Below are 24,997 nucleotides of genomic sequence, written 5' to 3'. Positions count from 1 at the left end.
GGGCTGTAAAACGCGTTTGGCCAATGGAGCGACCGAACTGGGGCGTACTCCTACAACAACAATTGATTCAGTACAGATGGAGCGAAAGCAATGGCGGAATTCGGCAACTACGTTATTTACCTGATCATGATCGGCGCGGTGGTTGGCGCGTTTGCATCCGTGATCAAGCCGGACAGCGGCCTGGGCAAGGAGTTTGTCAACGGCATCCACTCCATTGGCCCGGTGTTCCTGGCGCAGGCGGGGATCATGGTGGCGATCCCGTACCTATCTAAATTCATCGAGGTCGCCCTGGGGCCGTACTTCGGCGCGATGGGGTCGGACGTGTCGATTGCGGCGCTGTCGATCATCGCCGTGGACATGGGCGGCTACCAGCTTGCCGATGCCCTGGCGGCGAACCGCGACATGTGGATCACTGCCATGATCGTCGGCTACACCTCTGGCGCGACCATTGTCTACCTGATCCCGGTCGGCCTGATGATGCTCGAACGCAAGGACCACAAGTACCTGGCGCTGGGGGCCATGGCCGGTTTGATCAGCATCCCGTTTGCGGTGCTGGCGTCGCTGATGATGATCACCGCCTTCAACCTGCCGGTGCGCGACATCGTGTCCACCACTTCGCCGGCCCTGCATTACCTGAGCCTGGATTTTGTCGATTGCGTGCGCTTGCTCGCGCCACTGTTTGTGTTCTGCTTCCTGCTGGCTGCCGGCCTGCGCTACCGGGCGGCGTGGATGGTGGCCGGGTTCCTGGTGTTCGGTAAATTGATGGATGCCTTTATCAAGATCGTCCTGGCGCTGGCCATCGTCGAGCACTTCACCGGGTTCTTCATGAAAAACTTCGGGGTGTGGGGCTTCGACCCGATGTTCGCTGACGAGAAGGAGCTGTTCCGCGCCATCGAGATTGCCGGCTATATCGGCATCATGCTCGCCGGTACGTTCCCGATCTGCTACCTGTTCAACCGCTACTGCAAGAAACCCATGGAAGTGCTGGGCAGGCACATCGGGCTGTCGGCCGATGGCGCGGCGGCATTTATCATGGTGTTTGCCAACATCATCGCGGTCTACCACCTGTTCAAGAAGATGAATGCCCGGGACAAGGTCCTGTGCGTGGCCCTGGGTGTCTGCGCCCAGGCCACCATTGGCGATCACCTGGCCTTTACCGCGAACTTCCAACCGACGCTGATCATGCCGATCCTGCTGGCCAAGCTGTTTGGCGGCCTGCTTGCGGTGGCGATTGCGATCAAGATCTCCGTGCCTGCCGCCCAGCGTTACGAAGCGCAGGAACGCGAGCGCGAAGAGGCCGACACCCCCGGTGTGACCGCTGCCCAGGCGGTATGACGGCAACTGTTTAATCACCGCAAGGGCGCGTGCCCTTGCATTGCCCTGAGGTAACAATGAGAAAGATCTTTCTGGCCTGCCCCTACAGCCACGCCGATGCGAACGTCACCCACGAGCGCTTTATCCGGTGCAACCAGGTGGCCGCCACGATCATCGCGTCGGGTCATGCCGTGTTCAGCCAGGTGTCCATGTCGCACCCGATCAACCTGGCCTTTGAAGGCAAGGACAGCGCAACCATCGGCAAGCTGTGGGCACCGGTGGATGTGCTGTTTATGGAGATGATGGAAGAATTGATCATCCTCGATCTGCCGGGCTGGGACTTGAGTTCGGGGATCAAGCGCGAGATCGAGTTTTTCAAGCAGCGCGGGCAGAAGGTCAGCCTGTGGTCGCAGGTTTCTGGCGAGTTCAGCTAACAACGCAGATCCCCTTGTGGGAGCGGGCTTGCCCGCGATAGCAGTGTGTCAGGTTAAAACTAATTGACTGACACACCGCCATCGCGGGCACGCCCGCTCCCACAAAAGCCCTCCCACTTCGGGTTGTGTGCATGGCGCACGCCACATGCCACGTTGTATGGTCTTGCAAAATCCTGCCACGGAGCACCCCGCCATGTACAAGGACTATCCCGCCGCCTACCAAGTCAGCAAGGGTGCCGCCTTGCAGGTCGACCAGGCGTTTTACGATCGCGTGCGCGAGTCCGTGGCCGGGCGCACCCTGGTCGAGCAGTTTGAAGTGCCGATCCGCACCGGCCGCGCCTGGAAAGTGCCGGCAGGCCATGTGTTCCGTGTGACCACCCCGGTGGGCCCGCAGGTTGGTGACTTCAACGTCTGGAATGCCAATGACCCACGCGAGCGCCTGTGGGCGGCCCGGACCCGCCAGTTGCAAGGCGCCCATGTCAGCACCTATGACCGTTTATGGTCGAACCTGCCGTTCCTGCGGCCCATGGTGACCATCACCGATGACAGCCTGGCCGGCTACGGCATCGACGAGCACGGCGGGCGCCTGCATGACTTGTTGGGCACGCGCTGCGACCCTTACGTGAACAAGATGCTCACCGGCGAGGACTTCCACCACCATTGCCACTCCAACCTGACCCGCGCCGTATTGCCCCACGGCCTGACCGAGTTTGATGTGCACGATGTGTTGAATATCTTCCAATGCACCGGCCTGAATCACGACGACCTGTATTTCATGAAGGCGTGCCCGGCCAGGCAGGGCGATTATCTGGAGTTCTTTGCCGAGATCGACTTGCTGTGCGCCTTGTCTACCTGCCCGGGCGGCGATCTGTCGTTGCCGATGTGGGGCCCGGATGCCGAGGACCCGCTGACGGTGTGCCGCCCGTTGGGCGTAGAAATCTACCGGCTCGACGAGGCGCTACTGCAGGGCTGGGAATCGCCTGCGCGCGCGGCGTACAACGGCAATCATGGCTTGCTGATGCCCAAGGCGGCGTGGGAAAAATAATCCCGTGGGAATGAACGCGGTATTGCCTATGGGGGAACGTGGCAACAGTAGAGGCTGTACAAGCGTCAGGTCCGGACACTAAAATGAGAAGTATTATCATTAACTACTCATTGGACCTGACATGTACGACGACAGTCTCGTCTCGCCCGTCGAACACCTCTACACCCGTCATCACCCCTGGTTGCGCGGCTGGTTGCAGCGGCGCCTGGGGCATCGCGCCGATGCCGAGGACCTGGCGCACGACACGTTTATCCGGGTGTTGCGCACGCAGCAGGATGTGCGGGAGTTGCGCCAGCCCATGGCGTTTCTGGCCGCGATCGCCAATGGCTTGCTGATCAACCGCTGGCGGCGCCAGGCCATTGAGCGGGCCTACCTTGAGGCGCTCGCCGCCCGCCCGGAAGGCGAGGAGCCGTCGCCCGAAACCCGTTACCTGATGATCGAAACCCTGCTGCAGCTCGATTCGCTGCTGGTGGGGCTGTCGAGGCCGGTGCGCCAGATCTTCTTTCTGTCCCAGCTCGATGGCTTGACGTATCCGCAGATCGCCACACAACTGAGCTTGAGCGTGGCCCAGGTGCAGCGGGCGATGAGCAAGGCCTTCAGCGTGTGCTACGCGAGCCGGTTTGAATGAATGGCGCCGCCGTTGCACCGCCAGTCCGCGAGACGGCCATCGCTTGGCTCGTGCGTTTGCAGTCTGGAGTGATGAGCCCGGCCGATCAGCAGGCGTTGCAGCAATGGCGCCAGGCGAGCGCCGAACATGAATATGCCTGGCAACGTGTCGCCAGCTTGCCGCTGCTGCTCCAACCCGGGGCCAAGCTGTTGGCGGATGTCACTGCGCGGCAGGCCTTGGAGGCGGCCGGGGCTGACTCGGCGCGGCGTCGGCAGGTGCTCAAGTGCTTGTTGGGGCTGGGCCTGCTCGGTGGTCTGTCCTGGCAGGGGATGGAATCGACCCTGGTGCGCGCCGCCTTTGCCACGTACCGCACCGCCACCGGCGAGCGCCGCCACTGGACCCTGGCCGATGGCAGCTCTTTGTGGCTGAACACTGCCAGCGCCGTCAGCCTGGACCTCAGTGCGCAACTGCGCAGCGTGCAGTTGATCGAGGGCGAGGTGGCGCTGGATGCACGGGGTGAGTCGCGCCCGTTGCAACTGCTCACGCCGGATGCGCTGCTGCGCAGCCAGGAGGCCAACCTGCTGGTGCGTCATGACCAGCAGGGCACGTGGATTACCGTGTTGCGCGGCCTGGTCGAGGTGAGCTCGCCGCGCCACCCGGCACCGGTATCCGTGGCGGCGGGGTGGCAGGCCCAAGTGGATCGCCAGGGTGTGGGGGCGCCACGGCCAACCGATGGATTGCTGGCCCAGGCCTGGCTGCGCGGGATTCTGCCCGCCGAGCGCATGCGCCTGGATGTGCTGCTGGCCGAGCTGTCCCGCTACCGTGCGGGTATCTTGCGTTGCAGCGAGCAGATCGCCGCATTGCGCGTGACCGGTAGCTTCCAGCTCGACGATACCGATGCCGCGTTGGCGTTGGTTGCCCATGCCTTGCCGGTGCGCATCGAGCGGCGCACCCGTTATTGGGTGACTGTGGTGCCGGTCTGAACATTTTTTTACCTTCCCCCCGTCGTTTTTCCAGACTCGCTTGGCCTCTAGGTATAACCCACCGAAACAGGTGGGCCTTCACCTCTAGGAGCCCTGCATGATTTCTCCCGCAAGTGTCTTGCGCACCCGCACATTGGGTCTGTTGTTACTCAGCCTGCAACCGCTGTACAGCCCGGCGGTGTTCGCCCAGCCCTACAGTATCGAGGCCGGCCCCCTGGACCAGGCGCTCTCGCGTTTCGGCGTGCAGGCGGGTATCAGCCTGGCCGGCAGTGCGACGCTCACGGCGGGCAAGCGCAGCAACGGCCTGCACGGCGACTTCAGCACCGAAGCCGGCCTGGCGCGGTTATTGGCGGGCACGGGCCTGGCTTTCCAGCGCCAGGCCGATGGCAGTTTTGAACTGCATCCGGCAACCAGCGCGCTGGTGTTGCCGTCGCAGAAAGTCATCGGCGATGACCTTGAGAAGAAAGCGGTCTACTCGGCGCCACGTTCGTCGGTGTACATCTCCAACGAAGACGTGCAGCGCTTTGGCGTGATCTCCGCCGGTGACCTGCTCAAGGGCCAGCCCGGGGTGCAGGTGGGCGACAGCCGTAATGGCGGTGGCCTGGATGTGAATATCCGCGGGATCCAGGGGCAAAGCCGGGTCGCGGTCACGGTCGACGGTTCGCAACAGGCGCTGGATGTCTATCGCGGCTATGCGGGCACGCAACAGCGCAGTTACATCGACCCCGACCTGATCAGCGACGTGTCCATCGACAAGGGCCCCAGCCTGACCTCCAGCGCCATCGGCGGCACAGTGGCGATCCGCACCCTGGGTGTGGATGACATCCTGCGTGATGGCCAGAATGTGGGCCTGCGCTTGAAGGGCGACCTGTGGAACAACGGTGTCGCGCCGGCCTCGCGCAACCGCCATTCGGCCACCGAGAGCCTGTACGCCGAGCCGCACCGGAACCGTGGCGGCCTGTTCGGTTCCGACGCAGAGTCGGGCAGTGCGGCGTTTGCCTATACCCATGACCTGTTTGATGTGGTGGCCGCCTATGCCCACCGCAACCAGGGCAACTATTTCTCCGGCAAGCACGGCCAGGATCGCTATCGCACCTTTGACCGCTATGGTCGCGAAGACATGACGGTGGCCACCACCTACAACGCCGGCGAAGAGGTGCTCAACTCTTCGGCGCAAACCGAATCGCTCCTGCTCAAGACCACCCTGCGCCCGGCCGACGACCACACCTTCGACCTAGGCTACAGCCGCTACGATGGGCGCATGGGCGAGATCATGCCGTCGGACATCTTCCGGTTCGGCACCGGTGGCATCTACCAGTACCCGCGTGGCCGCACCCAGATCGACACCTACACCGCCCGCTATCACTACCTGCCGACGGGCAATATGCTGGTGGACCTGACGGCCAGCCTGTGGATGACCGATGCCAAGACCAGCCAGTTGACCTCGGTGCTGGCGCCGAGCTCCCAGGCCTACCGCTCGGACCGCAACTGGACGCGCCAGGCTGACCGGCGTATCGGCGGCGAGTTGGCCAACACCTCGCGCTTTGTGACCGATCACGGCGATTTCAAGCTGGACCTGGGCGGCGGGTTCCAGGTCGAGGAGCTGCGCCCGCAAAAGGGCGTGGTCACCACCCAGCACGATATCAACGCCAATCGCGGCCTGCGTGACGGTTCGCGCCAGGAGTTCAGCCTCAACGGCAAGCTGGAGTACAAGCCGGTCGACGAGCTGACGCTGTGGGGCGGCGGGCGCTACCTGTATTACCGCACCCAGGATCATATGATGCATTCGACGGCGCAGCGCGAGGAGCGCGAAGCGCGCTACGTGAACGTGATCAAGCCTGGACGCTACGACTTCATGATGTGGTTTCCCGACCAGAACGGGCAGTACACCGACGCCACGGACCCGCGGTTGAACAATGGGATTGTCTTCGGCAATACCAATTTTCCGTTTGAAGGCACGCCCTACAACGACTATGGCGGGACGGGCACACGCGTCTTCCCGGCCCAGGTGGGCGAGGTCGTGACCGGCTACACCTACGCCAAGAAGCAAAGCGACAGCGCGGGGGCATTTTCGCCGGCCTTCGGCGTCAATTTAGAACTGGCGCCAGACACCTTTATCTATGCCTCGTACACCCAGGGCCTGCGCATGCCGTCATTGTTCGAGAGCAGCCTGGGGACGTTGCAGACCCTGCCCGGCAAGGGGCTCAAGCCCGAGCGCTCCAGTCACTGGGAAATCGGTGCGAGCACGATGCAAAAAGGCCTGCTGGCCGCCAACGACTCGGCGTCGATCAAGCTGGCGTATTTCAATAACACCATCAAAAACTACATCACCCGCTATTACGACCCGAGCCCAGGCAAGATGGGCCTGATGAATTTCAGCAATACCGACAGCTTCAAGACCAGTGGCCTGGAGCTGCAATCGAACTACGACGCCGGGCGGGTATTTACCGACTTGTCCGCGACCTACTATTTAAAGACCGAAACCTGCGACTCGGCCTTCGCCGCGCGCCTGCGGGCCAGCTCCAACCCCTATCGGGACCTTGGCGCCACCCCCAACTGCACACCGGGCAGTTTCATGGGCTCGTACACCAACACCCAGAACCCGCCACGGGTGGCCGGCAACCTGACCACGGGGTTGCGCTTCTTTGACCAGACGCTGACAGTCGGCGGGCGCTTGACCTATACCTCGGGCCCGACCGTCACCGCCGACAAGCTCTGGCAGACCGGCGCCACCACGCCGCAGCTGGTCTATCGCGAAGTGGCGCTGTTTGATCTGTTCCTCAACTACAAATGGCAGGACCACACCCAGGTCAACGTGTCGCTGCAAAACCTGACGGATCGCTATTACCTGGACCCATTGGCCCAAAGCTTTATGCCGGCGCCGGGGCGTACGTTGCGCATGGGCGTGGTGACCAAGTTCTGAGGTGCCTACCGCACCAGGGATTGCTCATAGGCGGTGGTCATGACGTGCCAGGTGTGGCGCTGCTGCCTATTGGATAGGGTATTTGCCGAACGCCGGGTGTTGCTCGGCCAACCGGGCGTGGCGTTGCAGGTTGGGAAAGTCCTCGGCCTTGACCACCGAGGGTACGGCGTACTGGGTAAAGGACCAGGCCACCGCGATGCTGAGCGACGCCTGGGTCAGGGACTCGCCTGGCGCGTTGGCCAAGCGTTTTTCCAGGCCCGAATAGGCGGCCAGCAGTTGCCCGGTTACGCGCTCGAGCCACGGTTCATGCAGCTTCTCTGCGGGCCGCAGGTTGTGTTCATAGTAAATCTGCACGCTCTTGTCACAGGCGGACAAGGCCAGGCCGATCAGTTGCAGGTCCCGTGCGCGGGCGACGGCGGTCTGGGGCAGCAGCTTTTTATCGGCCGGCGCCAGGGCCTCGAAGTAATCCAGGATCAGGCTGGAGTCCATCAGCACCGTCCCATCGTCGAGCACCAGTGTCGGGGCCTTGACCACCGGGTTGATCCTGGCAAATTCGTCGAAGGTGCTGAACACTGAGAGCGATTGCTGCTCAAAATCCACCCCATACAGATCCAGGGCAATCGCCACGCGGCGTACGTAGGGCGAGTCCAGCATGCCAACCAGTTTCATGAAGCCTCCATTGCTATCAGGGGAAAGGGTTTGTGTGTTCACGTGATGCCCCTGTTTTTACCATAAAAAGGCTGGTTGAACCGCAGCTTGATTGTCCGCGCCTTGGCGGCGGCTTGTTGAGCCTGGGCAAGGCACGGAAAAGACGTGCCGGAGCGTGAAGTGCTCCAGGGGCAGTCAGCGACGTTCGGTAAGCCACAAGGCCTGGATCGGGCGTATGGTGGACCGGGCAACCCGTGGCTTATCTCTAGAGGAGAGATGACTATGAGCGTTCCCCTGTTGAACAAGATGCAGCTCAATGGCTATGACATTGTCCGGGTCAATAGCGGCCCGTGGCGCGTGTGTACCAAGGATGATCGATTGGCCTCCTTTGGCTCCCGTGAGCAGGCGCTGGCCTATGCCGCGAGCTTGCCGGGCTACAAGCCCCGCGCCAGACCTTAAACCTATGGGATGGTGGTTAATCTGAAGAATTCTCACGGCCGTTACAGGGTTGTGCCGGATTTGTTGAGGCCCAGGCCGGTCGATAAAAAACCGCTTGCCGGCGGGTGTTGGCGTTATAGGCGCCAGCGACTATTGTTGCGGGTCTGGAGCACAGCCCACAGGAGGGCAATACCATGAACACCAGCGATCTACTGGGACAACTGCTACAGGCGGCGATCAAGCCGCAAGGCGGTTCGGCGGCACCTCAGGGCGGAGCGGGAGGGCTCGGTGGGTTGGGCGGTTTGCTCGGTGGCTTGCTGCGGGGCGGTGGTGCTGGCGGCTCGACGTCGGGCAGTGGTGGCCTGGGCGATCTGCTCGGTGGCCTTGGCGGGATGCTCGGTGGTGCGCCAGCCGGCGGCTCGACCCCGACGCGCTCAGGCGCCAGCAACTACGCGGCCCTGGCATCGCTGGGGATGATGGCGTTCCAGGCGTACCAGGCCTGGCAGCAGCAACAGGCCTCGGCGCCGCAACAGGCGTTGCAGACGGTTGATCAACTCTCCGGTGCCGATGTCGAGGCCCATAGCCACGCGGTGCTGTGTGCATTGATCGCGGCGGCCAAGGTGGATGGACGGATCGACGAAAAAGAGCAGGCGTTGATCTCCCAGGAACTCGGGCGTCATACCGACGATCCGGACTTGCAGCAATGGCTTGATGCACAAGTCGCCAAGCCATTGGATGTGTCGGATTTTGCCGAGTATGCCAGTGACCCGGCGGTAGCGGCCGAAGTCTACCTGGCCAGCGTCCTGCTGGTAGATGATCAGCAAGAGGCCGAGCGCGACTACCTGGACGAACTGGCGGGCGCGCTGGGTATTAAGCCTGAGTTGCAACTGCACCTTGAACAGCAAGCCAAACCGGCCTGATTACCCGGGATCACTGTGGGAGCTGTCGAGCCCCGGCGAGGCTGCGATAGCGGTGGTTCAGCCAGCCTCAATGCCAACAGTGCCGCCGCCATCGCAGCCTCGCCGGGGCTCGACAGCTCCCACATTATTTTGGACCAGCTGGCATACCGTGTTCGCTATAGGGCGCCAGTGTTAAGGCACACAGCTCCGGCAAACACCGATAAACCCTGTGGGAGCTGTCGAGCTTTAGCGAGGCTGCGATAGCGGTGGTTCAGCCAGCCTCAATGCCAACAGTGCCGCCGCCATCGCAGCCTCGCCGGGGCTCGACAGCTCCCACATTATTTTGGGCCAGCTGGCATACCGTGTTCGCTATAGGGCGCCAGCGTTAAGGCACACAGCTCCGGCAAACACCGATAAACCCTGTGGGAGCTGTCGAGCTTTAGCGAGGCTGCGATAGCGGTGGTTCAGCCAGCCTCAATGCCAACAGTGCCGCCGCCATCGCAGCCTCGCCGGGGCTCGACAGCTCCCACATTATTTTGGGCCAGTTGGCATACCGTGTTCGCTGTAGGACGCCAGCGTTAAGGCACGCAGATCCGGCAAACACCGAGAAACCCTGTGGGAGCTGTCGAGCCCCAGCGAGGCTGCGATAGCGGTGGTTCAGCCAGCCTCAATGCCAACAGTGCCGCCGCCATCGCAGCCTCGCAGGGCGAGACAGCTCCCACATTATTTTGGGCCAACTGGCATAGCGTGTTCGCTGGAGGGCGCCAGCGTTAAGGCACGCAGATCCGGCAAACACCGATAAACCCTGTGGGAGCTGTCGAGCTTTAGCGAGGCTGCGATAGCGGTGGGTCAGCCAACATCAATGCCAGCAATACCACCGGGGTTCGGCTCTTTGGTTTCCATCCTGTCTTTCAGAACCGCAGGGTAGCCCCCGTCGTCAGCCAGTGGTCGCGGTCTCCTGCCAGGTTGCGCCCGACCACCAGGTCCACATCCACCTGTTTCCCCAGGTGCACGCGCGGTCCGGCCTGCCAGGCCTGGTCGCCGTGTTGCTGGCCGTAACGTTCAGCCAGCAGGGTCAGGCAACCTGCCACGCGGTATTCCAGGCCTGTGCCCCAGGTCAGCCGGTGATTGCGTTCGCCATCGTCATAGGCATGGGCCCAGCCGGCATTGAGGTTCAAGCGCAGGGTTTCAAACGGTTGCCAGCTCAGCGGCAGGCCCAGGTCGGCGCCGTCGAAGGGGTGTCGGCGATCCATCGCGATATGCGCCGCCGCTGCCCAGGCGATCTCCACGCCCGCATCCTGCCAGGCCCACAATGCCCCCTTGAGTTGTGGGCTGAGCTGGGTCTGGTCGGGGTCGTTCTCGATGGCCGCGCCCCATTGCAGGTTGGGCATGGCGCGGGATGTACAGGCGCCAGAGAGGGCGGAGCGCGCGGTTGAGCCTGTGTAGCTACCGTCGACATTGCATTCGCCGGGGGCGTTGATTGCGCCATCGTCCACGGTATAGGCACCGCCAGCGGCGAAGGCCTTGGACAGCAGGCCGAGCACCAGGGTGGCGCCGATAAAGACCAGGTTGCGGCGCAGCGCCCGTTGCCGCGACGCCGGTAGCCACGCGAAGGCCGAAAGGAGGGTGTGTTTGTGCATGGGCTCATGCTCCAAATTGACAGAGGGTTCGGTGAGACGTTGTGGCGAGCGGGCACGCCCGTTCGCCACAACCACACGAAAAAGCACTTAGTACCACTGCTTGAAGCGGCGGATGTAGATCGTCTTCATCAGCTGCGCCACGCAGCAGTAGGCGAGCAGGGTGCCGACCAGCCAAGGGAAGTAAGCCCACGGCAACGGTTGCAGGCCCACCAGCGTGCCCAGGGGCGAGAAGGGCACATAGATCCCCAGTGCAATGACCAGGCTGGTCATCAGCAACACCGGCCAGGCGGCCGTGCTCTGGAAGAACGGGATCTTGCGGGTGCGCAGCATGTGTACCACCAGGGTCTGGGAGAGCAGCCCTTCGACAAACCAGCCGGACTGGAACAAGGTCTGCATTTCCACACTATTGGCCGAGAACACGTACCACATCAGGGCAAAGGTGGTGATGTCGAAGATCGACGAGGTCGGCCCGATCCAGATCATAAAGCGCCCGATATTTTGCGCGTCCCACTTGCGCGGCTTGGCCAGGTACTCCTTGTCCATCTTGTCCCACGGCAGGGCCAGCTGGGAGATGTCGTACATCAGGTTTTGCAGCAGCAAGTGGATCGCCAGCATCGGCATGAAGGGAATGAACGCACTGGCCACCAGCACCGAGAACACGTTGCCGAAGTTGGAGCTGGCCGTCATGTTCAGGTACTTCATGATATTGCCGAAGGTCTCGCGGCCTTTGAGCACACCTTCTTCGAGAACCATCAGGCTCTTTTCCAGGAGGATGATGTCGGCCGACTCCTTGGCAATATCAGTCGCGCTGTCCACCGAGATACCGACGTCGGCATCGCGCAGGGCAGGGGCATCGTTGATGCCGTCGCCGAGGAAACCCACGGTGTGACCATTGGCCTGCAAAGCCTTGAGCACCCGGGACTTTTGCAGCGGGGTCAGCTTGGCGAACACCGTGCGTTGCTCGACCTGCTGCTTGAGGGTGGCATCGTCCATGGCTTCGATATCCACGCCCAGCAGCGGCTCGCCGGGTTCCAGGCCGACCTGGCGGCAGATGGTGCGGGTGACCACGGCGTTATCGCCGGTCAGCACTTTGACCGCGACCCCGATCTCTTGCAGTGCAGCAATCGCCGGGCCGGCGGTTTCCTTTGGCGGATCGAGGAAGGTCAGGAAGCCGTGGATCACCAGGTTGCGTTCATCGGTGGGGGTGTATTGCTGGCGCGCCAGGGCCTTGGGAATGTTGCGGGTGGCCACCACCAGCACGCGGAAACCGTCCTCGTTGAACTCGTTGGCGGTGCGCAGCAACGCCTGGCGACGCCCCTCGTCCAGGGCCACGGCGCTATCGCCTTCCATTACATGGGTGGCAATGCCGAGCATTTCTTCCACGGCCCCCTTGCACACCAGCAGGTGATCGCCGTGGTTGTCCTTGACCACAATCGACAGGCGCCGACGGACAAAGTCGAAGGGCAGTTCATCCACCTTGCTGTAGGCAAACGGCACCTGGAACTTGGGGTTGTGCTGGGAGAACGCGAGCACCGCCTGATCCATCAGGTTCTTCATGCCGCTTTGGTGATGGCTGTTGAGCCAGGCCAGGGACAGCACCTGGTCGTCCCGCTGGCCGAAGGCGTTGACGTGGTGTTCCAGGATGATTTTGTCTTGGGTCAGGGTGCCGGTCTTGTCGGTGCACAGCACGTCCATCGAACCGAAGTTCTGGATTGCATTGAGGCGCTTGACCACCACTTTGCGCTTGGCCATGGCGTTCGCGCCCTTGGCCAGGTTGGCGCTGACGATCATCGGCAGCATTTCCGGGGTCAGGCCCACGGCCACCGCCAGGGCAAACAGGAACGCGTCGCCCCAGTCGCCCTTGGAAAAGCCATTGAGGAAAAACACGATAGGCACCATCACCAGCATAAAGCGGATCAGCAGCCAGCTGACGCTGTTCACCCCACGGTCGAAGGCGGTCTGCACCCGGGAGCCGACGATGGCCTTGGCCAGCGAACCGAAATAGGTGCGGGGCCCGGTCGCCACCACCACGGCCTGGGCACGGCCGCTGACGACGTTGGTGCCCATAAAGCAGATATTGGGCAGGTCCAGCAGGTTGCTCTGGTCGGCGGCTTGAAGCGTGGCGGATTTTTGCGTGACATCGCCCAGGGTGTCGTACTTCTCCACCGGCAAGGCTTCACCGGTCAGCACGGCCTGGCTGATAAACAAGTCACGGGACTCAATCAGGCGGATATCGGCCGGGATCATGTCGCCGGCCGACAGCTGCACGATATCGCCGGCCACCAGGTCGCGCATCGGCACTTCGCGCAGGGTGGGCTTGGCGCCGACCTGCTCGCGGCGCAGCACCGTGGCGGTGGTCCGCACCATGGCCTTGAGGGCTTCGGCGGATTTGGCCGAGCGGTGTTCCTGCCAGAAACGCAACAGGCTGCTCAGGGCGACCATGGTCATGATGATAATGACCTTGGTCAGGTCCACTTCTTCGCCGGCGCGCAAGGGGAGCCAGTAGTCGGTGACAAAGCTGATCACCGCCAGGGTCAGCAGCACATAGATAAACGGGTTGTTCAGGGCCTGGAGGAACTGCACCACCGCATGGGGCGGCTTGTCGTGGGCCACCTCGTTATAGCCTTCGCGTTGCAGGCGGGCGCAGGCATCCAGTTCGGTCAGGCCGTCCTTGGTCGCCCGGACGTTGGCCAGGGTGGCCGCCAGGCCGTTTTGCGCTTCACGGGCGGCCCGCATCGACAGTTTGCTGTCGCTGGTGTTCTGGGTTGGTTGCTGCGTGGTTTTTACGGCGCTCATAGTTTTTACTCCTGTCGACATACTCATTACTTGCCTGGAAAACAGGCGGGCACGGGCATGCCGAGTCGCAGTTTTTGCGATGGGTTCTAATAACTTTAAAGAGGCGAGTTAATTAACGGGCGCGCAGAAAACTACGGCTGGCTTAGTTCGCAAGGAACGCCAGTTAATTAATTGACCAATAATCAGGAAATTGCTGTTTCCAGCCAGCTTATGCCGCGCGAACGCTCAATAGCAGGCGTGCTTGGGCAAGCAGGCTGGAAACGTTCCGTCTCTGCGGATCTTGAGGGTCGGCGTGGTCCCATTGCTGGACCAGATGGCCGCTGGTGGGGCACAGGCGCCAGTGGGCCTGGAGATGCGCCGGGTTGATACGCGGGGAGGGGGAGACACAGGCCGTGCGCACGGGGGCAACGCCCAGGGAACCACGGCACAGCTTGGCGCGCAGGGCCGAGGCCAGCGTGCGTACATCAGGTAGAACAAGGGTCTGGAACTTCATAACACACCTCGGGACCGGACTGGCGCCGGCGCAAGGCAGTCACGTTGGAGCATCAAGCTCTAGCGTAGCTTACCCGGCCTGGAAGGCGAGTCCCGTCTTTACTCTGGGTTTGGCGCCCGACCCCTGCATTCACGGGGGAAGGACAGCGACTAGATACTGTGTCCATTGGCTTCTTTTGTGAGGTTGAAAAAAGGCCCGAGTTGCAGGCACGGGCAATCTACTCAGGCAGGTAGGGGATGTCAATCAATAATGAACTTGTTTGTGGCCCGTTCAGACTTCATTCAGATTGGTGTTATTCAATATATAAGTTTAAAGACTATAAGTGGTCAGTAATGCCAGATAGATCAATACCAACCCGCAGGCACTATGACTGACCCGCTGCCAAGTTGCCGAGGCGTTCTTTCGCAAGATATTCACCAACCCCGCAATCAAAAAACACGACAGGATCGACGCCAACATAAAACCGGCGAAGAACATCAGGGTCTGGCCATGGCTCGGGGTGGCGCCGACGATGCCTGACAGGGCGCTGCCCAAGGCGCCCCAGTACACGATGTTCTTCGGGTTGGCCAACGAGATGGCGGCCCCGACCATCAGCGCATTGCGCCCGGTGCTGGCCGGGGCGCTGTCGGGTTTCGGCAGGCGCCAGGCATCCAGCAGGCTGCGCAGGCCGAGCCAGGCCAGGTACAGCGCGCAAATGGCGGTCAGCGGTACGCGTACCGTTTCGTGCTGGATCAGCAGGGCCATGCCGGTCAGGCCGATCACCGCCCAGGTCGCATCGCCCACCAGCGAGCCTATTTGCACCAGAAACGCCGGGGTGAACCCGTGCAACAGGCCACGGCGCAGGGTTTCTGCCAGCACCGCACCAGGGGACAGGCAAAACACAAAACCGAATACCAGTGCGGAAAAAAAGATCGTCAACATCACTACCCCCACAATTAACCTGTAACTCCTACAGGTCAGTCTGAGGCTGGGTGTACCGAGCTGTCTTGGACCGGATTGCGCTCTGATAGCGGCCAGGGGTAATGCCATAGGCCGCACGGAAGTGCCGATTGAGATGGCTCTGGTCGGCAAAACCCAGGTCATGGGCGACCTCGGCAGCGCCCAGACCGCTGCGTAGCAAGCCTTGTGCGCGGCGGGTGCGCAGTTGCATGGCCCACTGGCGGGGGCTCAGGCCGGTTTCTTTCTGAAAGGTGCGCAATACATGGAATTTCGACAGGCCCAATTCCTCACCCAAGACGTCCAGCGCCACGCCCTGATGCAATTGTGCGGCGAGCAGTTCCTGGGCTCGGGTAACGATCGGTGACCCGGCGCTGGCGCCACCCGGCAGGCGCACACCACTGAGCCTGACCACCTCGCCCAGCAGCAACACCAGGGCATCTTCGTTCAGCCCGCGCACCAGTGGGTCGGCGCTCAGCGCGCCCTTGGCGGCGTGCGCCAGTTGCGTCGCCAGAGCGGGGGCAAAGCACAGCGCGCGATCAAACTCCAGGTGCGCCAGCCCCAGGTCGGTGGCCAGGCGGTCGGCTTCGGCGTACAAGCTGACAAAGTGCCAGGGCGCCCCCTCGGCCGCGCCGCCGCCCTGGATCTGGCCAGGATTGTACAGGGTGATACTGCCCGGCCCGGCCTCGAAGGTACGGCGGTCCAGCCACACTTGTTCGGCGCCCACCAAGTTGACGCCAATCACGCATTCATCGTGGCTATGGCGGGCAAAGATCAGGCCGTTGCAAGTGGTGCTGCTGATTTCGTAATGGCCCAGCCAGGCGTGGTGCGGGGAACTCATGGGGTGGGCTCAGTGGCGGCGGGTGCAGCAAAGCATACGCGTTTACCTGCGTTCAGATCGACCGTTGATTGACCCGGTCAGAGAGCGCCTGAGCATCTTCCTTGCGCTCAGAATAGCGCTGCACCAGTTCCGGATGCTCACGCACCAGCAGGGTGAACTTGACCAACTCTTCCATGACATCCACCACGCGATCATAAAGGGCTGAAGGTTTCATCCGGTCCTGATCGTCGAACTCCATAAAGGCCTTGGGCACAGATGACTGGTTGGGGATGGTCAGCATACGCATCCAGCGCCCCAGGACGCGCAGTTGGTTGACAGTGTTGAAAGACTGCGAACCGCCGCAGACTTGCATCACCGCCAGGGTCTTGCCCTGGGTTGGGCGGATGGCACCCAGTGCCAGGGGTACCCAGTCGATTTGCGCCTTGAACACTGCTGACATCGAGCCGTGCCGTTCCGGTGAGCACCACACCTGGCCTTCGGACCATTGCATCAAGGCCAGTAGTTCCTGGACCTTGGGGTGATCGTTTGGAGCAGCGTCCGGCATTGGCAGGCCGGCGGGGTTGAAGATCCGTGTCTCGGCGCCTAGATGCTGAAGCACTCGCGCCGCTTCTTCCACCAGGAGTCGGCTGAAAGAGCGCGTACGGTTGGAACCATAGAGCAGGAGAATCCGTGGCCGTTGTGCGGTGTCAGCGTGGAGTGGGGTGCTCAATGTGAGGTCGAGGTTGGGCAGGGTGGTCATGACATTCTCCGCTTATAACAAGCCAATACGATCCAGCTCAGCCTTGATCTGTGCCGCATCGAGGTGGCTGAACGGGAGGTCGAACAGCGCCCGGCAGCGGGTTTCGATGATCTGCAGGGTGGCCTGGAAGGCGGCGTCAATCTGCGCCTCGTCGCCGTGTCGGTCCGACGGATCCTCCAGCCCCCAATGCGCCTTGATTGCCGGGCCAAAGTACACCGGGCAGGCTTCCTGGGCGGCTTTGTCGCACACGCTGATCACAATGTCGGGTGGGCTGTCTGCAAAGGCCTCATTGCCCTTGCTGTACAAACCGTCGGTGCTGATGCCCGCGGCCTGCAATGTACTCAGGCTGCGTGGCAGGACCTGGCCCTTGGGAAAGCTCCCGGCGCTGATGGCATGGAACCCTGGCGGGGCCAGGTGGTTGAACAGGGCTTCGCTGAGGATGCTGCGGCAGCTGTTGGCAGTGCAGATGAACAGGATTTTCATGATAACTCTCCGTTAAAGGCTCAGACGCAGGGCCAGTGCGGCCAGGGTGATCAGCAGCACCGGCAAAGTCAGGATGATGCCGACCTTGAAGTAATACCCCCACGTAATACGGATGCCCTTACGCGCCAGGATATGCAGCCAGAGCAACGTCGCCAGGCTGCCGATAGGGGTGATTTTCGGCCCCAGGTCGCTGCCGATCACATTGGCGTAGATCATCGCCTCCTTGACCACGCCCACGGCATGGCTGGCCTCGATCGACAGCGCGCCGATCAGTACGGTCGGCAGGTTGTTCATCGCCGAAGACAGCAGCGCCGTCAGCAACCCGGTGCCCAGGGCGGCGCCCCACACGCCGTAGTCGGCGAAGGTGTTGAGCCAGGTGGCCAGGTACGTGGTCAGGCCGGCGTTGCGCAGGCCATACACCACCAGGTACATGCCCAGGGAGAAAATCACGATCTGCCAGGGCGCTTCCTTGAGCACCTTGCGTGTGGAAATCTTGTGGCCCTTGGCGGCGATCACCAGCAGGAGCAGGGCGCAAGCGGCCGAGATGGCGCTGATGGGAATGCCCAGGGGTTCGAGGGCAAAGCAGCCTACCAGCAGGATGCCCAGCACCCACCAGGCCGCGTGGAAGGTGGCCGGGTCATGAATGGCGCTGGCCGGCTCGGGCAGGTCGGCGGGGTCGTAGTGTTGCGGGATATCACGGCGAAAGAACCACAGCAGTACCGCCAGGGTGGCGGCGACGCTGACGAGGTTGACGGGCACCATCACCGCCGCGTACTGGTTGAAGCCGATATTGAAGTAGTCTGCCGAGACGATATTCACCAGGTTGGACACCACCAGCGGCAGGCTGGCGGTGTCGGCGATAAACCCCGCGCCCATCACGAAGGCCAGGGTGGTGGCGGGTGAAAAACGCAGCGCCAGGAGCATCGACATGACAATCGGCGTGAGGATCAGGGCCGCCCCGTCATTGGCGAACAGCGCCGAGACCAGCGCCCCCAGCAGCACCATATAGGCAAACAGCCGGCGGCCACGGCCGCGCCCCCAGCGCGCCACATGCAACGCGGCCCAGGCGAAAAAGCCGGCCTCGTCGAGGATCAGGCTGATGATGATCAGGGCGACGAAGGTACCGGTGGCATTCCAGATGATCTGCCACACCACGGGGATGTCCGCCAGGCTGATGACGCCGCAAGCCAAGGCAAGGATCGCGCCCATGGAGGCACTCCAGCCTACGCCCAGGCCCTTGGGTTGCCAGATGACCAGGACGATGGTGAACAGGAAGATGGCGAGGGCGGCAAGCATCAAGGACAGTCTCCGTGGGGCGCGTATTCGACGTTTGATTGACTTGTGACAAGGTACCGGGGTTCTGTGGCAAGTGCTTGAAATTAAAATGAAACACAACTGTCCTAAAGTGCCCGCCATTGGTGATAAAGGAAGTAACCGTGTGACCCGTGCCACTCGCAATCTGCGCAAGACCCTAGATTCTGTCGCGGACAACAACGAAACCGCGGCCTTCGACTTGATGCGCGCCGTCGAAAAACTCAGCGATGAAGTGCTGCGTCAGCGCCTGCTCAACACCATCCACCGTCTTAACCAGGATGCCCATGAATTGCGTGAGGCCCGGGATGCGGTCGAGCGGGTGTCCGTCAAGCTGGCTTGATAAAAACCTGTGACCGTTCGGCGACTGCTGGATGACGCGAGCACCTGATGCGCTGACACTGAGCGCGGCTGCGGTTATGAGCGGCAATTACCGTGAGGCCTTCTTGTTCACTACACAGGAAATAATCGAATGAGCAATAAACCGGCAATTGTTTTAGTGCATGGCTTTTGGGGTGGTGCTGCGCATTGGAGCCGTGTGATTGTTGAGCTGCATAAAAAGGGCTACACCGATTTGCACGCGGTTGAAATGCCCTTGACCTCACTGGCCGAGGACGCCGAGCGCACACGCAAGATGGTGGCTCAGATCAAGGGGCCTGTCCTGTTGGTCGGGCACTCCTATGGCGGTGCGGTCATCAGCCAGGCGGGCAATGAGCCCAACGTGCAGGGCCTGGTGTTCATTGCCGCGTTTGCGCCCGATGAAGGGGAAAGCCCTGGCGCAATCACTCAGGTGCACCTACCCAAGGCTGCCCCCAACCTGGTGCCCGACAGCGATGGCTACCTGTGGGTCAAGCCCGAGCTGTTCCATGAAAGCTTCTGCCAGGACCTGCCGGAGTCAGAAGGCAACGTCATGGGGGTCACCCAGAAAGCCCCTCTGGCCAGCACCTTTGGCAACGAGGTCAGCAACCCGGCCTGGAAGCACAAACCGTCCTGGTATCAAGTGTCCACCCAGGATCATATGATCCACCCCGATAACCAGGTGCGCATGGCCGAGCGCCTCAAGGCCCGGGAAATCCTCAAGCTGGACGCCAGCCACGCGTCGCTGGCCTCCAGGGCCGTCGAGGTGGCTGGGCTGATCGATAGGGCGGCGGTTGCGTTGCAGAAGTAATCGCTATGGGCAATATCCCATCCCGGTGTTGGGGTATTGCCCGTAGCAAGATCGTTCAAGACAAACCCCCATCCGCGCTGCCATGCTTGTCGACTGTCTGTTGATGAGTGTGCTCGATGCCTACTGCCTTGCCGCATTACGCTTTCGCCCGTGGCGCGATTGCGATCATTCCGCTGTCGCTGGCCTGTGCCCCGTGGGGCCTGTTGGCCGGCTCCCTGGCGATTGACGCCCAGTTCACCCCCCTGCAAAGCCAGGGCCTGTCGGCCATTGTGTTTGCCGGTGCCGCGCAGTTGGTGGCGATTGGCATGGTCAAGAGCGGCGCGAGCCTGATCGCCATTTTACTCACCACCTTGCTGCTGACCTCCCAACACCTGCTGTATGGCATGCATATGCGCAGCACCCTGTCGCCCCTGCCGGCGCGGTGGCGCATGAGTCTGGGCTTTTTGCTGACGGATGAGTTCTTCGCCCTGGTCAGCCAATATGATCGCCAGACCTTCAACCGCTGGTATGCCCTGGGCGTGGGCCTGACGTTCTACGTGGCCTGGAACCTCTTTACCCTGGCCGGCATCGTGCTCGGCAAGAGCATCCCCAACCTCGATCAACTGGGCCTGGAATTTTCCATCGCCGCGACCTTTATCGCCTTGATCACCCCGGTGGTGCGGGATGTGCCGACGGTGGTGTGTGTGGCGGTGGCCCTGCTGTTTTCGGTGTTGCTCAGCTACTGGCACTGGGAATCGGCGGTGGTGGTGTCGGGGTTGTTGGGGATGAGTGCAGGGTATGCCTGCAAACGCTTGGGAGTGGGGCAGCGATGATTTTTGTGATGATTATCGGCATGGGCCTGGCGGTGTTTTTCAACCGTTACCTGTTTCTTGAACCGCGCTTGCCGGTGCGCCTGAACCGCGGCGCCCGGGAGTTTCTCGGTTTTGCGGTGCCCGGCATGTTGACGGCGATTTGCGGGCCGATCATTTTCCTGGCCGAGCACAGGCTCAACCTGAGCCCCACCAACCCCTACCTGCTGGCCGGTGTCTGTGCCGTGGCCTTGATGTTCTGGACCCGTAGTGTGTTGACCACGGTGCTGTCGAGCATGGCGCTGTTCTATCTGTTTCGCTGGTTGTGGTAGGCAGTGCTACAGTCGCGTTTTTTTCAAGGAGGCGATGGCATGCGGAAGGTGGTGATAGGTGCGTTGGTCCTGGCGGCGCTGGCCGGTTGCGCAGGGGCGAAGATGAAAGATGCACGCGCTGGCGCGCCCTATAAAACCCTGGCGTCAGACAAGGCCGCGTTGGTCGTGGCCCAGTGCATCCAGTTCGGCTGGCAGGACGAGGCGGTGTTCGGTGTCGATGCCGGTGGTTTTATGGAGCCGGCGCCAGGCGGGGACCATACGGTCTACACCACTAGCGGTGACTACTTTGTCGATGTACGCAGTACCGGTAGCAGCACCACCGTCAGTTACTACGCCGCCGCCGATAATTTCGCGGCCAAACGCCGCCTGGCCGCAGCGGCGACCTGCCTGTAAGTTGTTTCAGCATATTTCTTCAGAAATACCCCGGCGGACACACCGCCGGCTTTGCCTTAATATGCCAGCGCTCGCCCGACTTTATGGCTCTTTACCAGCACATGGATGTCGAGGCCTGAATGTCGGGCGGGCATCTTTTCAGCGTGGCATATACCCCAAGTGCCAACGCCGCGGAATCTTCAGGGACGCCAGGCCCAGCAGCGCCGACAGCAGGCCGCTGACCAGCAGGGCCCTGATCCCCAGCTGATGCTCCAGCAAGGCGCCGATCACCGCGCCGACAAACATCCCGGCCCAGGGAATCAACTGCACCCGCCAGCCATTACGGCGTTCCCCCAGCATCCAGCGCCCCAGCCCCCGACCGAAACGCGACAGCGCCCCGGTCACGTAAGTCAGCCCCACGGGCAAACCATTGACCTGTTCCACCGCCGCATTGAGCATGCCCATGGCAATGATCGCCGCCAGCACTGCCGGCAACGGTTCGGCCATCGGCCACGCTGCCGCCCCACACAACAGCGTGGCGATGCACAACAACAGCGGCAGCGCATGGCGCTTGCTGACACGGCTGATGATCACACCCAGCGCGTTGCCCAGGATAAAGGTCGCCACCAACAGCGTGAGACGACCGGTCAGCCCCAGGTCGCCCTCACTGATCGCCACGGCCAGGCGCGTGGTGTTGCCGCTCATGAACGAGACAAAATCGCCACTGGCCATAAAACCGATGGCGTCGGTCATGCCGGCCAGCACCGAGAGGCTGGCGACCAAGGTCAATCCGACGCGACCGCGCCATTTGTGCTGGTGCTGCAGGGCTGTATTGACCGTGGGTTTAAGGGAGGAGGGCAGCACGGCGAAAGGTTCCTCAAGGCAATTATCCGGCCACTACCGTAGGACGCTTTTGCGGCGACTGCAATGACTTGGCGCACCGCTTTCAATTGACCTCCAGCCGCCACCCCGTGGCCGCCCACGTCAGCACGTGAGTCGGCTTGAGCGCCTGGAGAAACGCTGCGTCATGGGAGACGGCCAGCAGCGCGCCGGCAAACCCTTGCAAGGCCTGTTCAAAGGCCATGACGGACTCCAGGTCCAGGTGGTTGGTGGGTTCGTCCAGAAGCAGCAGTTGCGCCGGGGTCTTGCGCCATAAGGCAAGGGCCATGGCCGCCTTCAACCGCTCGCCGCCGCTGAGCTGGCCGACGGGCTGGGTCACGCGCAAGGCGTCCAGTTGCAACAGGGCCAGGCGCGTGCGCAGCTCGGCTTCGGCCAGGGGAGTGCCCATCAGTTTGAGTTGTTCGACGATCGATTGCCGGTCATCGAGCAGCGTCAACTGTTGGTCGAGGTAGGCGCAGGGCACATGCACCGTGCATTCGCCGCTGATGGGTTGCCATTGGCCCGCCAGCAGCTTGAGCAAGGTGGACTTGCCGCAGCCGTTCGGGCCCTTGATGGCGACCCGGACCGGGCCACACAGGCTGGCGTTGAGAAAGGTGCTCGGCGCGCAGGGGTCGAGCCAGGGCAACTGGCTGTCGACCAGGGTCATCACCTGGCGACCTGCGGGCAGAGGTGTGCCGGGTAAGGCGAGGAAGGTTGGTGTTTCGTCCACCACCCGTTCGTGGGCCGAGCGCACGCGTTCATTCAGGGCGTGTTTGTGCTGCACATGGGCGCTGCGCACGTGGCTGACGATTTCGTTGGCGGCACCTTTCCACCGGGACTTGGTGAAGGCATCGACGTTGGCCGTCTCGGCATGTTTACGGGCGCTTGCGGCGTGGCGCTGGAAGCTGTCGAGGTCTTTTTTCAGGCGCTGGTGCTCGCGCCGGCGATCCAGCCGGGCATGCTCCAAGGCAGCCTGGGCGGCGTGTTGCTGGGCGTCACGCTGGGCACGGTAATCATCATAGTTGCCGCCATAGAGCCGGGCCCCGAGGGGGGACAGTTCGATGATCCGGCCCAGGGTATTGAGCAGGCGCCGGTCATGGCTGACCACCACCAGGCCGCCGCGCCAGGTGGCGAGGGTCGCCAACAGCCAGTCGCGGCCGGCGCTGTCGAGGTGGTTGGTGGGTTCGTCGAGAATCAGCAACTGCGGCGCACCCAGCAGGGCGCCAATCAGGGCGACCCTGGCCAGTTGGCCGCCGCTGAGCTGTTCGGCGGGTTGAGCGGGGCTGATCTCGGCCAGGCCGGCGCCGTCCAGGGCCTGGCGCAGGCGTTCGGCCAGGTCCCAGTGATCATCGATCAGTTCCAGGTCTTCAGCCTGTGCGTCGCCCCTGGCCAGGCGCTCCAGGGCCGCCAGGGTCTCGGCGCAGCCGCTGGCCTGGGCCACGGTCTGCCCCGGTAACAGCGCAAGGGTTTGTGGGACATAGGCGATACGGGCCGAGGCTTTGATAACGCCGTAAGACGGCGCAAGCACGCCGGCCAGCAAACGCGCCAAGACGCTTTTGCCCATGCCATTACGGCCGACAATCCCGGTCGGGGTGTGATCGATAGACAGGTTGAGGTCTTCCAGCAAAATCTCGCCATTGGCGAACTGGAAACCCACGTGATGCAAGGAAACAAGTACAGGCAGCCGGTTGACGTCAGTCATCAGCACCTCCAGAACAATGTGGCACAAGCCAACAAGCGCGCCAGGCGGCTCGTTGCATTTACATGTTGGAAGGCTTAGTTGTTCACGTCGGCGGTCGTCCTGCGGTTGGAAAGGATTGCCAGCCTAGCGTAGTTCGGTGATTTTTCCTACGCCAGTACCGCAACTGCCTTGATCTGCGCCCACAGCACCTGGCCGGGATGCACATGCAACTGGTCCCGCGAGTAACGGGTGACCCGCGCCAGCAACGGCGTGCCTGCCGCGTCGAGCCGCACCAGCACATGGGCGCTGTTATCGGCGGGGATCTCCTGGGTCACGGTCACGGGCAAGCAGTTGAGGATACTGCTGTGCGCCCCGGGTTGCAGGCTGAGGCTGACATCCCGGGCGCGCACCTTGAACCGCAAGTGTTGGCCCGGGGCCAGCGCCGTGTGGGCCACGCGCATTTGCAGGGGGCTGTCGGGCAGTTGCAGGGTCAGCAATTGATAGTGGGCGTCGTGGCCGCTGACCGTGCCGTCGATCACCACGCCGGCATCGTCGCCCAGGGCCAGCGGCAGGTCGAGCCGCGCCAGGGTTTCGCCGATCGGGCCGCTGGCCAGGGCCCGGCCTTCGCTGAGCAACACAATGTGATCGGCCAGGCGCGCCACTTCATCCTGGGCATGGCTGACGTACAGCACCGGGATTTCCAGTTGGTCGTGCAGGCGCTCCAGGTACGGCAGGATTTCGCTTTTGCGCTGGCTGTCGAGGGCGGCCAGGGGCTCGTCCATCAGGAGCAACTGCGGGCTGGTGAGCAGGGCGCGGGCGATGCCGACGCGCTGGCGTTCACCGCCGGACAGGTGCTGGGGGTGGCGATCGAGCAGGTGGCCGATGCCCAGCAGTTGTGTGGCCTGGGCCATGTCCACGCGGCGCTGGGCCCTGGGGATACGCTTGAGGCCGAACGCCAGGTTGGCCAGCACCGACAGGTGGGGAAACAGGCTGGCCTCTTGAAACACATAGCCCAAGGCGCGTTTGTGCGGCGGCACAAACACGCCGTTGCGGCTGTCTTGCCAGACCTGCTCGTTGATGTGCACAAAACCCTCGCCGGCCCGCTCCAGCCCGGCGATGCAGCGCAGGCAGGTGGTCTTGCCCGAGCCCGAGTGCCCGTAGAGCGCGGTGACGCCACGCCCCGGCAGCTTCAGGTCCACGTCCAGGGCAAACCCGGAATACTGCAGTTGTAGGCGCACCTCGATCAT

General features: G+C 62.5%; 25 protein-coding genes. 13 read left to right on the top strand and 12 right to left on the bottom strand.

Features of this window, described 5'->3' with window-relative positions; genetic code table 11:
* The first annotated feature begins 90 nt into the window (after positions 1 to 90).
* The 6 genes from eutH (at position 91) to AO268_RS08430 (ending at position 7,306) form a co-directional block, all read left to right on the top strand.
* Positions 91 to 1,335, top strand: a complete 1,245-nt coding sequence (eutH, locus tag AO268_RS08455; protein WP_099168414.1) for an ethanolamine utilization protein EutH — start codon at positions 91 to 93, stop codon at positions 1,333 to 1,335.
* Between the two features lie 56 nt (positions 1,336 to 1,391).
* Positions 1,392 to 1,748, top strand: coding sequence for a DUF1937 family protein (locus AO268_RS08450; RefSeq protein WP_099168413.1), 357 nt, complete (start codon positions 1,392 to 1,394; stop codon positions 1,746 to 1,748).
* Between the two features lie 193 nt (positions 1,749 to 1,941).
* Positions 1,942 to 2,793 carry an urea carboxylase-associated family protein gene (locus AO268_RS08445; RefSeq protein WP_076960751.1) on the top strand — a complete coding sequence of 284 codons (852 nt, stop codon included), beginning with the start codon at positions 1,942 to 1,944 and terminating at the stop codon, positions 2,791 to 2,793.
* Positions 2,794 to 2,914: 121 nt separating this feature from the next.
* On the top strand, positions 2,915 to 3,421 hold the full coding sequence (locus AO268_RS08440) for a sigma-70 family RNA polymerase sigma factor (RefSeq protein ID WP_076960752.1): 507 nt from the start codon (positions 2,915 to 2,917) through the stop codon (positions 3,419 to 3,421).
* Entirely contained in the window at positions 3,418 to 4,383 is a 966-nt protein-coding gene (locus AO268_RS08435) for a FecR domain-containing protein (RefSeq protein WP_099168412.1), read from the top strand. The genes AO268_RS08440 and AO268_RS08435 overlap by 4 nt, the downstream gene beginning before the upstream one ends.
* A 97-nt stretch (positions 4,384 to 4,480) precedes the next feature.
* On the top strand, positions 4,481 to 7,306 hold the full coding sequence (locus AO268_RS08430; RefSeq protein ID WP_099168411.1) for a TonB-dependent receptor: 2,826 nt from the start codon (positions 4,481 to 4,483) through the stop codon (positions 7,304 to 7,306).
* 66 nt (positions 7,307 to 7,372) lie between these two features.
* Here the strand turns inward: AO268_RS08430 and AO268_RS08425 are convergent, their stop codons facing one another.
* Entirely contained in the window at positions 7,373 to 7,975 is a 603-nt protein-coding gene (locus tag AO268_RS08425; protein WP_099168410.1) for a glutathione S-transferase family protein, read from the bottom strand.
* Positions 7,976 to 8,236: 261 nt separating this feature from the next.
* Between AO268_RS08425 and AO268_RS08420 the strand changes: the two genes are divergently transcribed.
* Positions 8,237 to 8,413, top strand: a complete 177-nt coding sequence (locus AO268_RS08420; RefSeq protein ID WP_099168409.1) for a DUF2188 domain-containing protein — start codon at positions 8,237 to 8,239, stop codon at positions 8,411 to 8,413.
* Between the two features lie 173 nt (positions 8,414 to 8,586).
* Positions 8,587 to 9,312: a tellurite resistance TerB family protein gene (locus tag AO268_RS08415; RefSeq protein WP_099168408.1), complete on the top strand. Its 726-nt coding sequence runs from the start codon at positions 8,587 to 8,589 to the stop codon at positions 9,310 to 9,312.
* Between the two features lie 890 nt (positions 9,313 to 10,202).
* Here the strand turns inward: AO268_RS08415 and AO268_RS08410 are convergent.
* The 8 genes from AO268_RS08410 to AO268_RS08375 all read right to left on the bottom strand — a co-directional run bounded on the left by AO268_RS08410 (position 10,203) and on the right by AO268_RS08375 (position 18,515).
* A complete protein-coding gene (locus AO268_RS08410; protein WP_099168407.1) occupies positions 10,203 to 10,931 on the bottom strand; it encodes a hypothetical protein in 729 nt (242 codons plus the stop codon).
* An 87-nt stretch (positions 10,932 to 11,018) separates the two neighbouring features.
* On the bottom strand, positions 11,019 to 13,727 hold the full coding sequence (gene mgtA, locus AO268_RS08405; RefSeq protein WP_257154355.1) for a magnesium-translocating P-type ATPase: 2,709 nt from the start codon (positions 13,725 to 13,727) through the stop codon (positions 11,019 to 11,021).
* Positions 13,728 to 13,935: 208 nt separating this feature from the next.
* Positions 13,936 to 14,220: a hypothetical protein gene (locus tag AO268_RS08400; RefSeq protein WP_099168405.1), complete on the bottom strand. Its 285-nt coding sequence runs from the start codon at positions 14,218 to 14,220 to the stop codon at positions 13,936 to 13,938.
* A gap of 309 nt (positions 14,221 to 14,529) precedes the next feature.
* A complete protein-coding gene (locus AO268_RS08395; protein WP_099168404.1) occupies positions 14,530 to 15,141 on the bottom strand; it encodes a LysE family transporter in 612 nt (203 codons plus the stop codon).
* A gap of 28 nt (positions 15,142 to 15,169) precedes the next feature.
* The gene (locus tag AO268_RS08390) at positions 15,170 to 15,997 is read right to left on the bottom strand and encodes an AraC family transcriptional regulator (protein WP_099168403.1); all 828 of its coding nucleotides are present in this window, start codon (positions 15,995 to 15,997) and stop codon (positions 15,170 to 15,172) included.
* 52 nt (positions 15,998 to 16,049) lie between these two features.
* Entirely contained in the window at positions 16,050 to 16,736 is a 687-nt protein-coding gene (gene arsH, locus AO268_RS08385; RefSeq protein ID WP_099168402.1) for an arsenical resistance protein ArsH, read from the bottom strand.
* Between the two features lie 12 nt (positions 16,737 to 16,748).
* A complete protein-coding gene (locus tag AO268_RS08380; RefSeq protein WP_099168401.1) occupies positions 16,749 to 17,219 on the bottom strand; it encodes an arsenate reductase ArsC in 471 nt (156 codons plus the stop codon).
* Positions 17,220 to 17,231: 12 nt separating this feature from the next.
* Positions 17,232 to 18,515 (bottom strand): arsenic transporter, encoded by a 1,284-nt coding sequence (locus AO268_RS08375; RefSeq protein WP_099168400.1) that lies wholly within the window; start codon positions 18,513 to 18,515, stop codon positions 17,232 to 17,234.
* Positions 18,516 to 18,657: 142 nt separating this feature from the next.
* On the opposite strand from AO268_RS08375, the gene AO268_RS08370 reads away from it, so the two are divergent.
* From AO268_RS08370 to AO268_RS08350, 5 genes are all read left to right on the top strand, one after another.
* The gene (locus AO268_RS08370) at positions 18,658 to 18,873 is read left to right on the top strand and encodes a hypothetical protein (RefSeq protein WP_003212603.1); all 216 of its coding nucleotides are present in this window, start codon (positions 18,658 to 18,660) and stop codon (positions 18,871 to 18,873) included.
* A 129-nt stretch (positions 18,874 to 19,002) separates the two neighbouring features.
* Positions 19,003 to 19,698 (top strand): alpha/beta hydrolase, encoded by a 696-nt coding sequence (locus AO268_RS08365; protein WP_076960762.1) that lies wholly within the window; start codon positions 19,003 to 19,005, stop codon positions 19,696 to 19,698.
* Positions 19,699 to 19,814: 116 nt separating this feature from the next.
* Positions 19,815 to 20,510, top strand: a complete 696-nt coding sequence (locus AO268_RS08360) for an AzlC family ABC transporter permease (RefSeq protein ID WP_076960763.1) — start codon at positions 19,815 to 19,817, stop codon at positions 20,508 to 20,510.
* The gene (locus AO268_RS08355) at positions 20,507 to 20,818 is read left to right on the top strand and encodes an AzlD domain-containing protein (protein WP_076960764.1); all 312 of its coding nucleotides are present in this window, start codon (positions 20,507 to 20,509) and stop codon (positions 20,816 to 20,818) included. Before AO268_RS08360 ends, AO268_RS08355 begins: the two co-directional genes overlap by 4 nt.
* Positions 20,819 to 20,857: 39 nt before the next feature.
* The gene (locus AO268_RS08350) at positions 20,858 to 21,211 is read left to right on the top strand and encodes a hypothetical protein (RefSeq protein WP_099168399.1); all 354 of its coding nucleotides are present in this window, start codon (positions 20,858 to 20,860) and stop codon (positions 21,209 to 21,211) included.
* 138 nt (positions 21,212 to 21,349) lie between these two features.
* On the opposite strand, the gene AO268_RS08345 is transcribed toward AO268_RS08350, so the two are convergent.
* The 3 genes from AO268_RS08345 to modC form a co-directional block, all read right to left on the bottom strand.
* On the bottom strand, positions 21,350 to 22,054 hold the full coding sequence (locus tag AO268_RS08345) for a YoaK family protein (protein ID WP_076960766.1): 705 nt from the start codon (positions 22,052 to 22,054) through the stop codon (positions 21,350 to 21,352).
* Between the two features lie 82 nt (positions 22,055 to 22,136).
* On the bottom strand, positions 22,137 to 23,771 hold the full coding sequence (locus tag AO268_RS08340) for an ABC-F family ATP-binding cassette domain-containing protein (protein ID WP_099168398.1): 1,635 nt from the start codon (positions 23,769 to 23,771) through the stop codon (positions 22,137 to 22,139).
* Between the two features lie 146 nt (positions 23,772 to 23,917).
* Positions 23,918 to 24,997, bottom strand: a complete 1,080-nt coding sequence (gene modC / locus AO268_RS08335) for a molybdenum ABC transporter ATP-binding protein (RefSeq protein ID WP_099168436.1) — start codon at positions 24,995 to 24,997, stop codon at positions 23,918 to 23,920.

The organism is Pseudomonas sp. ICMP 8385 (assembly GCF_002699915.1).
Lineage (GTDB): Bacteria > Pseudomonadota > Gammaproteobacteria > Pseudomonadales > Pseudomonadaceae > Aquipseudomonas > Aquipseudomonas gessardii.
The sequence above is the reverse complement of the archived record's forward strand: the minus strand, read 5'-3'. Positions and strand labels throughout refer to the sequence as shown.